This is a genomic window from Shewanella sp. 10N.286.51.B2 (genome assembly GCF_041469265.1).
Taxonomy (GTDB): Bacteria; Pseudomonadota; Gammaproteobacteria; order Enterobacterales; family Shewanellaceae; genus Shewanella.
The window spans coordinates 1-9,703 of the sequence record NZ_JBFRKH010000027.1 but is presented as its reverse complement, the minus strand read 5'-3'; the positions used below and the strand labels follow the sequence as shown (position 1 = coordinate 9,703).

Sequence of the window (9,703 nt, the reverse complement as noted above, 5' to 3'; positions counted from 1 at the left end):
GAATTTAAGGGAGGGTTACAGTTCCACTACAGGAACCTTCAACAATAAATATCACCACCACTATGACAATTGACTGCGATTCCACTAGTGGAACACTCAAACGTAAATACTCACTTCTAGAATAATTGGTAGCGATTCCACTACTGTAACCTTCAACAATAAATATCACCACCACTAAAGCAATTGACTGCAATTCCACTAATGAAGCATTCAAACGTAAATACTCACTTCTAAAATAATTGGTAGCGGTTCCAGTACTGTAATATTTTGATTTTATTTCCAGTACTGGATTTTTCACTACTGGGGAGTCCGTTTGGCTTAGATCTAAGTTTGTATGGAACTCGCTGAATGAGACCAACTGGTAAGAACTGAAAGTAGTCCATCGATCACTTAATTATTAAAATACAAAACTAATTAATGGAAGGTATACATAAATTACAAGCTAATTAAATTTTATGGTGTACGGTTTAAGTTATTGATGTTTAATGTAAATATTGACATTCCTATCTTTTGGATATAAGGTTTTAAATACTAAGATTAATAATTTCGGTAGCTCAAATAAGTCAGTAAAAATAAAGAATAAAAGTGACTATTTCTGCGTATGAACTGCGAAAGTTGATCTAAAAAAAGATGAACTTGTGCTTACTGAATACACAATTAACGTAGGGTTTATAATAGATGAATGACGAACTGACATGTGTTGTGATTAGCGATACGCATGGTATGTATCGACAGATAGAAGTTCCTGATGCTGACGTATTTATTCATGCAGGTGACATCACGAAGTCAGGAAAACTGGAAGAGTTGAATGATTTTAACGCTTGGCTTACAGAATTACCGCACCGCTATCGCATCGTTATAGCTGGTAATCATGACCGAGTATTTGAAAGTAATCCGATTCAAGCTAGAGCGGCTATGACAAATGCCGTATACCTAGAGGATGAAGAGGTAACGATTTGTGGAATTAAATTTTACGGTTCACCTTGGCAACCCTGGTTCTTGAATTGGGCGTTTAATTTGCAGAGAGGAGCAGAAATACAACAGAAATGGGATCGAATCCCTGACGACACAGACGTCCTGATAACACACGGGCCAGCTTATCGTCATTTAGATGAAAATCTAGAAGGAAAACATGTGGGCTGCAATGACTTATTAAGTGCTGTCCAGCGAGTAAAGCCTCAGTTTCATGTCTGTGGGCACATTCATGAGGGATATGGTCGGGAGTCAGATGGTATAACAACATTCATCAATGCTAGCTCTTGTACAAGACGATATATTCCCAGTAATGCTCCAATGCTTTTCGTTGTTAAAATTCTCAATTTGCAGGTTTAAAGCGTAAGGGACTTGCGACCTGATGATATATCCTTATTTTTCAGCATCTTTGATGCAATATTTATATTAAAAAATAATGAGTAATTATATGAAGTTTATACCTGTGAGTGATTTGCATCTTGATAACTTTAAAATAAGAAAGGATTTTTGGTTAGACTTTGATCCTGAGGCCGTTCTAATTATCGCGGGTGATGCTGCTAATGCACTCTCTGGCATGGAGTATATAAAAACTATTCTATGTAAATACTTTCGTGCGGTCATATATGTCTGTGGAAATCATGAATGGTATAGTAATAAAAATCGTTTATACAAAATGAATCCTTATCATTTTATAAAGGAATCGGTTAATAACGTAAGCCATTCAACAGTGCTATCTAATTCGCCCTTGAAAAAAATAAAATATCATAGCCAGCTGGTAGACAATTTATACTTTTTAAACAATGAATCAATCGTAATCGATGGTTTTTTAATTTACGGTGGTTCTTTGTGGTTTCCGATCCACACTTACTCAAAATCTTTATTAGATGATTACGGACTATTGATGAATGACCCGAAATTTATTAATTACAAGATTATTGAAGAGCAATTTAAGAGTTTTGTTGATAATTTTCCGCCGAAGGTGGATTTGGTTGTATCTCATCACCTTCCCAATTTAGAAGCGTTTGCATTAGATATAAATCGTACGAGTGAATATGCCCCGTTCTATCATGCCTCTTTATCGGACGAATTAATTCTAAGAACTAGATATTGGATCGCTGGTCATCAGCATGATGCTACGGAGAAATTAATCGCAGGGCATGTTAAGTTCATTAGCAACCCCAAGGGTTCCGTGCCTATGACCCCAGGATTACTTAGAAATAAGGTATACCATTTATAGTGGTTATAAAATGAAAGTCAGTAAAAAGACAGATAACCTTGTCTATTGAGTACTCTAAAACAGAGACCAGTTTTATCTGCCATTACATAGCGATTGTTCTGGTTAAACTCTAAGATCGTGACCAATATTAGTTGACCACTACAGTCCCTGCAGACCTTATAATGTAATAAAGTATGAGGAGATTTTGATATGTTAGCAACAAATAGAGTGCAAGCTAAAACGGTCAACAAAGTCGAGTCGAGAGTACTTGCGAAAGCAGTCACAAAGCTTTTTAAGTATTGGGGGATTTCACAGGATGCCCAATGCTCATTGCTTGGTATAAGCCCTTCTAGTCGTAAGAAAATAAAATCTATGGAAGAAGGCTTGGTTGGCATCCCAACAGGGCGTGATTCATATGAGCGTGTAGGGTACTTATTGGCAATCCATAAAGCTTTGCGATTACTTTACCCCCAAAACCCTGAACTGCTTTATGGGTGGGTCACAATGCGTAACCAAAAATTTGATGGTCGCACTCCGCTAGAAGTGATGACTGAGGATGGATATTTAGGGATAGCTAAAGTAAGTCGCTATTTAGATATGAATCGAGTGCACTAATGTCATCACTGTTTGACGATCTGCTAGACCATGTGGGTGGTTTATATTCTTACAGTCTTCGACACACCTTTATCGATGAATTTAAGCGATTAGCTATCAGTGAAAATATAGTGGCGCTGATAGTCGGTCACACGAACCCAAACATAACCTACGGCTGTTATGGTAAGGATGTTCAGGCTAGGGCATTACTCAAATATATTGAGCGACTTGAATATGATATTTGATGATCGGGTGGGTTTAATGTGCAATTTTAACAGGGCAAAGCTAACACGCTTTTGCCCCATTATCATTTAGAACAATGACTCATTCTAATTTTGTGTTTCTGTGTTTGCCTTATATTTACTAATGCAGAAAGCAAAAGATATGGCTTTAGTAGCTAGTCTTGTTGTATGACTTAAAGACTATCAAGAGGACTTATGACCCCAGTATGATGGCCACCAATCACATGGGTATATATCTCGGTTGTTTTGACATCACTGTGTCCCAATAACTCCTGGATGGTGCGAATGTCATGGCCTTTGAGTAATAAAGATGTTGCAAACGAATGGCGGAAAGTATGGGCGGTAACGCGCTTATCTATACCACTGTTAGTGGTAGCTTGCCTTAATGCTCGTGAAAAAGCCGTTGGATGAATATGGTGTCTGCACACGTAGTTGTCACTTGGGTGCATACAACGGCGGCTAGCAGGAAAGATATGTTGCCAATGAAACTTAGAAGCATTACTGCGATATTTTCTGATGAGAGAGATGGGCAATGAAGCAAGTCCAAAGCCATCTGACAAATCCGTCTCGTGGAGCTTTTTTACCAGTTTCATTTGTGACTTTAGAGTATCAATCAATCCGTTAGGAAGCATACAAACTCGATCTTTTTGCCCTTTACCTCGGTACACAAAGATAGATTTAGTGGTTAGATCAATATCTTTTACCCTAAGTTTTAGGGCTTCCTTTAATCTTAGGCCTGAGCCAAATAGGATGGCACCAATTAAATAGTGGTAGCCTGACAAATTGTTGATGATCAGTTTTGCTTCTTCGTTAGACAATACCTGCGGTATTCGTTTAGGGGCTTTTGCATAGGGAAATTGTAACTCATTGGACTCAACTTTTAACACATGGCGACAAGCAAATACAATGGCACATAGGGCCTGTTTCTGGGTACTCGCCGACACTTTACACTCGACTGCTAAAAAGCAGAGAAATTGTTCAATCAAAGCGGGGCTTATATCAGCGCCATGGCGAATATTACAATGTCGAATGAAATAACGGTTCCAATAGAGGTAGGATTTTTCTGTTTGATAGCTGTAATGGCGTACCCTGATCTCTGCCCGTATAGCCTCCAAAAATGTTAATTGCCCCATAACCGTCGCCTCACCAATGAACTGTATATATATACAGTTATAGTTCAAGTTAAGATAATTACTATGAAAAAGATGCATAAATCGTTTGATTGGCGCATCGATAATACTAACTTTTAAAAATTAACTCATTATTATCAATTGTTTGTAATATTTATAAAAGTGTTATGCAGACCTCGTAAACATCTATGCATCTTTTTTATCTTCTAAATTGTCATATTTCTTCTGTATTTTTTGTTAAAAAATATATTTACAACAGATACTTACAAGTGATAGCTTGAAGAAAAGACTTACAAGAAAGCAGGAGGTTATCCTGCTGCTAATCAATAAGCTGTTCTTGACCTGCGGTAGACGATTTTTAGCAAAAAAGAAGTGATATTTAAGTCTAACCGAAGGAATAGATAGAGCCAAACGTGATGGAAGAAACGCCTAATTTATGATAGCTTGAAGGCACTTGCTAAGGCTCGTAAAGCAAAGCTTTTAAAGAGACCTGCAATTGACTTCAAGTAAAGCAGCGATGCTTCCCTCACGCCGCAGGGGGCATCAATTAAGCCCCAAGGGCATGGAATATGAACTCACGGATTGAGTAGCGATAACCCTCTCTCTCCGAAAGTAAAGAACAAGCCGTTACACGAGACCTTCGGCTCGTGAACTAAATCGTTAGAGCGCAAAAGGAGTTCCGTTGCCATATACTATCCCAGTCTCATTCGACAAGTTTATCGAAAGGATCTCTATAACTGGAAACCAGGCTGATACTGCTGAATCTAGATGTCAGTCGATAGTTAGCTTGTTAGGCAAAGAGTTTAATATTTTGGAGGCTTTTCCATTAGGTTCTTTAGTTAGTGGAACGTCCTTGAGTGGTTATGCTGATGCGGATGTAATGTTGGTTCTCAACTATGGAATGCATGCCGAAAATAAATTACCAGAAGAATTCTTACAATTAGTACGTGATAAGTTAAGTGAATATAACACTCGTATGGCTAAAAAAAATGGTCAAGCTGTAACCCTATATTTTAAAACTTGGCCAAACGTCGATATTGTTCCTGCATACAGAGTTACTGACAATGGAAGCATCTATTGTTATAAAATCCCAAACGCAAATGATAATACGTGGATTGAGACTAGACCCAAAATTCATATCAATAATATGAAGAAGGCTTCCGAACATAAAGTTCATTTGATTAAAATGATAAAAGAATGGAATAGAAAGCACTCTTCATATCTTTCATCATTTCATATCGAAGTTATGGCTTTAAGTTACGATAATTTTTATAGTGATTATCCATGGCATATTTATCAATTTTTTGAGCACATGCACAAAAAAATTCAGAGCTATCTCCCTTCACCTTCAGGCCTTTCTGGTTATGTAGATGATTACCTGAGTTATTCAGACAGGCTAGAAGCTAGTAATAGAATTGAGGCTGCACTAGGCAAAACTCGTGATGCTTGGCTAGCTCATTATAATAATAACGACAAAGATTCAATTGAGAAATTTGGCAAAATTTTCGGGGATAGGTTTCCTTCTTATGGCTAGTATTCAAAGTTTATCAAGTGCAGTATTAGATAATGCTAAACAGTATTCGAAGTATGAAAGCTTTTTGCATTTTATTACGTTCACCTGCGCAGCATCATCAATTTTCCTAAATGGTAACTGGTTGTATTTAGTTGCTGTAATTGCATTAATTTCTGAATTTTCTTCATGGCTTCTATCTAAATCTACGAGTAGTAAAAAATCACTTGGTCAAGAGTTGATTAGATTAAATATCATACAAAAATCTTATGGCTCAGATATGTCAGTTGACTTAGCTTATTTAAAAAGCAAAGTAACAAAGAGTGAGTTCAATAAAGCTAGTAGTTTTGAGAATAGTGATTATTACGCAACAGATGACTTGACCCCAGAAGTGCGATTAGTTGAAATAATTCAAGAAAGTTGTTTTTGGTCGCAGCATCTATATCAAGCTTGTAAACAAAGAGCTATTACGAATTCTATTTTACTCTCCGTTTTAATTATTGTTTTGATAATAACAGGGCTGTCTTTAATCTCTTCTGATGCGAACTATACGCTACCAAGGTTAGCTCTGTTATTCTTAATGTTTTTCCCTCTGTGGAACGGTATTGATAAAGCCATCAGTTTTGGTAGTGCTACATCGAAACTCACGAGCATTGATCAGCAATTAAGTGCTTCAAAATGTGCGTTTCCTCATTTATTGTCGTTGTTCGCTGAGTATAACGTTGTTACATCGAACACACCTTTAATTCCTCAAAAGGTGTTTGACAATGAACAAGATAAATTAAATTTATTGTGGGCTGAGAGAGTGGCTAAATAGCGCTCTAACAAGGCACTTAAACGGAACTAAAACAGTGGGTTACGTTTCGCTTCGCTACATATTATAACCCACAATTTTAGTCCGCTTAGTGCGGCGTTAGGCTCAATTATTACAATGATTCAAGCTATCTAGAAATATAAAGCCAGCATAAACCATTACTTACAAAGAGATAAGGATTTTAAAGTGACAGTAGTTGTAAATTCAGTTAAAGAATTAGGAAAAGCCATTAAGAATAAAGAAAGCCGTATTCGAATTAAGAACCCAAGTCTTGCCAAAAAAGTTAAAAGATTTAAGGGGATAAAGGGCTTGTCAAAAAATGATATGGCAAGTAAAGGTCTAATTACTGCATCTATCGGAATAGAGGTTGTATATATAGTTGGTATACTTGTTTTGGGTGCAGTGGTTCTTTATGCTCTTTACAAAGATTATAATGTAAAAGTAAAAAAAGATGATGATGAGCTTGTGTTAGAAAGAAAAGCCTAACAATCAGTTGGTGTGCGCACCTTCGGTGCTGGGACGGTTACACTTCGCTCGTCCCTCACTACGTGTAACCGCCCCACAACAAAAGCGTTAGCTGCTTTTCATTAATAAACACAAGGAGTTGTAGTTGAAAAAGTTATTTCACTATATTGCGTTATTTATCTGTCCAGTCATTATTATTTCTGGCTGTTACAACTTCGGTTACATTTTGGCATTAGAAATTTACTCAGGTAATTATGAACTCAGCTTCAACACACAGCCTTTAGGCTTAATTGCTGCTGCCTTATGTTCTATTCGCCCTTTTATTCAAGCAGTTAAAAAGCAGTTTAAGGTTACGTCTAATCAACAAGTGCGCTGCTAACAAGCAATTCCAGCTAACGCCTACGGCGCAGCTGAATTGGGCGTTATGAGTTTAGAGGGAACTATGTACTTTTGGAAAATTGAATCACTTAAAGAAGATATAATTCAAGGAAATCTAACGGAGAAAAATAAGTTTTATTATGCACTTATTTATATTGCAATATCCGTAATCAGTTTTGAGCTAATAGCTTATACTCCCGTTGAAAACCCCAATACTTGGGATACTATCAACTCTGTTGGTAATATCCTTATTGCAATATTAGGTACTGTCGTCGTTTTTAAATGCAATGGTGGTTCCAGTGGAAATGACTTTTTAGGTAAATATTTTAGTATCGGTTTTGTTGTTTCAATTAGAAGTATTCCTATTTTACTATTAATGTTAATCGCATTAATTTTCTACTATGAAATCACTTTTACACAAAACCCTGAATTAGCAAGCACCCCAGCGGATATTTTTCCATTTTTACTTTGGTATATACTTGTTTTTTGGCGTATATGTAGGCACGTGTCTGCAATTAAAAACTCATAACAAGCAAATAAATCAGGACAAATAACAGTTGGTTTTTGCTCCTGCGTCGCTTATTTTAACCAACTGCAATTTGCCTATTATTTGGGCGTTAAGTTACTAGGGAAGTCTGTGCGTAAATTTCTAAATTTAAGTAAAAATAGGCAAGTAGAGCTAAATACCAAATTTCCAGACCTATTTAAACTTTATTGTGTAGATGAGACTCCTCATTATAAGAAAGTAGCAATTTCTGTTTTTGACCACTGGTTAACTCGTGAAGAGTTTCAAGAAGATTATCCCGATCAAGAAGAGAAGTTACGCCGAGACAAGTTATTACATAACTTTGCTAAGGTCATGTCCCAAAATACGGAAGTTTTGAATTTTAAATTCAAAGGGAAATGGGAACGTTGTTTACCTTCTTTCAGAAAGTTTAACTCTCAAGAAGCGATGGGTAATTATTTGCACCCAGCGGGTGATAATGACTCATCTGATAAATTTTGCAGGTTAGTTTTACCCGAATTTGAAGCTGTGTACTTTGAAAGTTGGGATTATACAAATATATTTTATATTCAAAATGATAATGTCATACCGCAAATTAAAAAATGGGCTAATGAATCAGGCGTTTATTGTCTGGAGTATTAGTAACTTAACAGATAAGGATAGGCCGCGCGTAGCCGCGGCCTTATCCCAAGTGTTGAACAAGCCCGAGTGATACCTTTATAGTGTAAATATCGGCGTAAGATCTTACGCTTTTTCGATGTGTGCAGAGCAGTTACATTTTTTACTAGCCGCATAGATCCCTTAGCATCGTCAGCTAATTTCTTTACCTAAATATCAATGCCTTAGCACCTCCTGATACTTTTCTTGTTCCGCATCTTAAGTGTTAACTTTCTAATTCCTCGGCTTAAACAGTGGCGTTAGATGTCGTTGATTTTTGCCTAAAAAAGCTTGTCAGTCGTGCATGCACTTTTTCATCCCTTTGTTGCCAGCAACCCATAATTATCATCGGTTGTCGGCAGCATGGGCAAGGTCGTATGGCTTGCGTTTTAGAAAATTAACTGTGAAACCCATAATTAATTTTTCCCAAATCTAGTTTGTCATTTTGAATAAATCAAAATAGTGATATTAGGTCACATACAATTTAAAACGTTGGTTTAATTGCTTTATTTACAAACTCCGTTTGAATTAACGTCGTGGTGCTTCGCCCATACCAGAGTCAAGGGGGAAACTGCTTGTCCCCCTTAACAATCCCTCAGCACCCCGACGAAAAATGCTGAATAACGCATGATTTTCGATGGGGATTGATCCAGCTTTTAACTTCATCTGTATCCCTCTTCGGTCATTGTCGAAAAGCCCTAACGCTTCCGATAGGCCATCCCTGGCCTAACGATAGCTAGCTTGGCATCCATGCCAAGCTCACGGCCTTTTCTCGATGACCTCAATTCAAATTGAGTCTTTTAGAATTTTAATTTCAGATGTATTTATTTTTATTGTCATAAATACCGTCAAATCGAAGAGATAATAAACCCAGTGTAGATGCAGCAGTGAGCTTCCAAAACATGGATGTTTTGGCAGAGCTTACAAGGACGTACTTGCAGCGTCTCGCAGTTGTATCTGCACATAAGCCTGCGGCAGGCAATGGGTTAGATGGAAGTGATGGTCATCAGTAACTGAGTGAATATAAATAAAGTATAACGTTGGTGCTGGTAACACGTTTATGTCCAAAAGTGGGTTAGGGACGTAACACATTTCTGCCCCAAAATGAGTTGGTGCTAGCAATGGGATAATCAGCATAACCTTACTTTTTCTAATCGATTATGACCGCCTTACTTGTCGTCCAAATGACTGGTTGCCTATACAGGTATAACTGATTTTCT

General features: G+C 37.2%; 12 protein-coding genes and 1 pseudogene. 10 read left to right on the top strand and 3 right to left on the bottom strand.

Going from position 1 to position 9,703, the window contains the following annotated elements:
* Positions 1-4 precede the first annotated feature (4 nt).
* On the bottom strand, positions 5-298 hold the full coding sequence (locus AB4140_RS07825) for a hypothetical protein (RefSeq protein WP_372000467.1): 294 nt from the start codon (positions 296-298) through the stop codon (positions 5-7).
* A gap of 380 nt (positions 299-678) precedes the next feature.
* Here AB4140_RS07825 and AB4140_RS07820 point away from each other — a divergent pair, with 380 nt between their 5' ends.
* The 4 genes from AB4140_RS07820 to AB4140_RS07805 all read left to right on the top strand — a co-directional run bounded on the left by AB4140_RS07820 (position 679) and on the right by AB4140_RS07805 (position 3,027).
* Positions 679-1,332, top strand: coding sequence for a metallophosphatase domain-containing protein (locus AB4140_RS07820; RefSeq protein WP_372000466.1), 654 nt, complete (start codon positions 679-681; stop codon positions 1,330-1,332).
* A gap of 88 nt (positions 1,333-1,420) precedes the next feature.
* A complete protein-coding gene (locus AB4140_RS07815) occupies positions 1,421-2,209 on the top strand; it encodes a metallophosphoesterase (protein ID WP_102476984.1) in 789 nt (262 codons plus the stop codon).
* 189 nt (positions 2,210-2,398) lie between these two features.
* Positions 2,399-2,803, top strand: coding sequence for an antitoxin Xre-like helix-turn-helix domain-containing protein (locus tag AB4140_RS07810; protein ID WP_102476983.1), 405 nt, complete (start codon positions 2,399-2,401; stop codon positions 2,801-2,803).
* Complete coding sequence (locus tag AB4140_RS07805) at positions 2,803-3,027, top strand: hypothetical protein (protein WP_372000463.1); 225 nt, start codon at positions 2,803-2,805, stop codon at positions 3,025-3,027. Before AB4140_RS07810 ends, AB4140_RS07805 begins: the two co-directional genes overlap by 1 nt.
* Before the next feature lie 170 nt (positions 3,028-3,197).
* Here the strand turns inward: AB4140_RS07805 and AB4140_RS07800 are convergent, their stop codons facing one another.
* Complete coding sequence (locus AB4140_RS07800) at positions 3,198-4,157, bottom strand: integron integrase (protein WP_372000461.1); 960 nt, start codon at positions 4,155-4,157, stop codon at positions 3,198-3,200.
* 679 nt (positions 4,158-4,836) lie between these two features.
* On the opposite strand from AB4140_RS07800, the gene AB4140_RS07795 reads away from it, so the two are divergent.
* The 6 genes from AB4140_RS07795 to AB4140_RS07770 all read left to right on the top strand — a co-directional run bounded on the left by AB4140_RS07795 (position 4,837) and on the right by AB4140_RS07770 (position 8,468).
* On the top strand, positions 4,837-5,688 hold the full coding sequence (locus tag AB4140_RS07795; RefSeq protein ID WP_372000459.1) for an SMODS domain-containing nucleotidyltransferase: 852 nt from the start codon (positions 4,837-4,839) through the stop codon (positions 5,686-5,688).
* Entirely contained in the window at positions 5,681-6,481 is an 801-nt protein-coding gene (locus tag AB4140_RS07790) for a hypothetical protein (RefSeq protein WP_372000457.1), read from the top strand. The genes AB4140_RS07795 and AB4140_RS07790 overlap by 8 nt, the downstream gene beginning before the upstream one ends.
* Before the next feature lie 183 nt (positions 6,482-6,664).
* Positions 6,665-6,964, top strand: coding sequence for a hypothetical protein (locus tag AB4140_RS07785; protein WP_372000455.1), 300 nt, complete (start codon positions 6,665-6,667; stop codon positions 6,962-6,964).
* Between the two features lie 124 nt (positions 6,965-7,088).
* Positions 7,089-7,322, top strand: a complete 234-nt coding sequence (locus AB4140_RS07780; protein WP_372000453.1) for a hypothetical protein — start codon at positions 7,089-7,091, stop codon at positions 7,320-7,322.
* A gap of 45 nt (positions 7,323-7,367) precedes the next feature.
* Positions 7,368-7,850, top strand: coding sequence for a hypothetical protein (locus AB4140_RS07775; protein WP_372000451.1), 483 nt, complete (start codon positions 7,368-7,370; stop codon positions 7,848-7,850).
* A gap of 108 nt (positions 7,851-7,958) precedes the next feature.
* Positions 7,959-8,468, top strand: coding sequence for a hypothetical protein (locus tag AB4140_RS07770; protein WP_372000449.1), 510 nt, complete (start codon positions 7,959-7,961; stop codon positions 8,466-8,468).
* Between the two features lie 262 nt (positions 8,469-8,730).
* On the opposite strand, the pseudogene AB4140_RS07765 reads toward AB4140_RS07770, so the two are convergent.
* A pseudogene (locus AB4140_RS07765) lies at positions 8,731-8,877 on the bottom strand (IS91 family transposase); the annotation flags it as partial.
* Between the last annotated feature and the right edge of the window lie 826 nt (positions 8,878-9,703).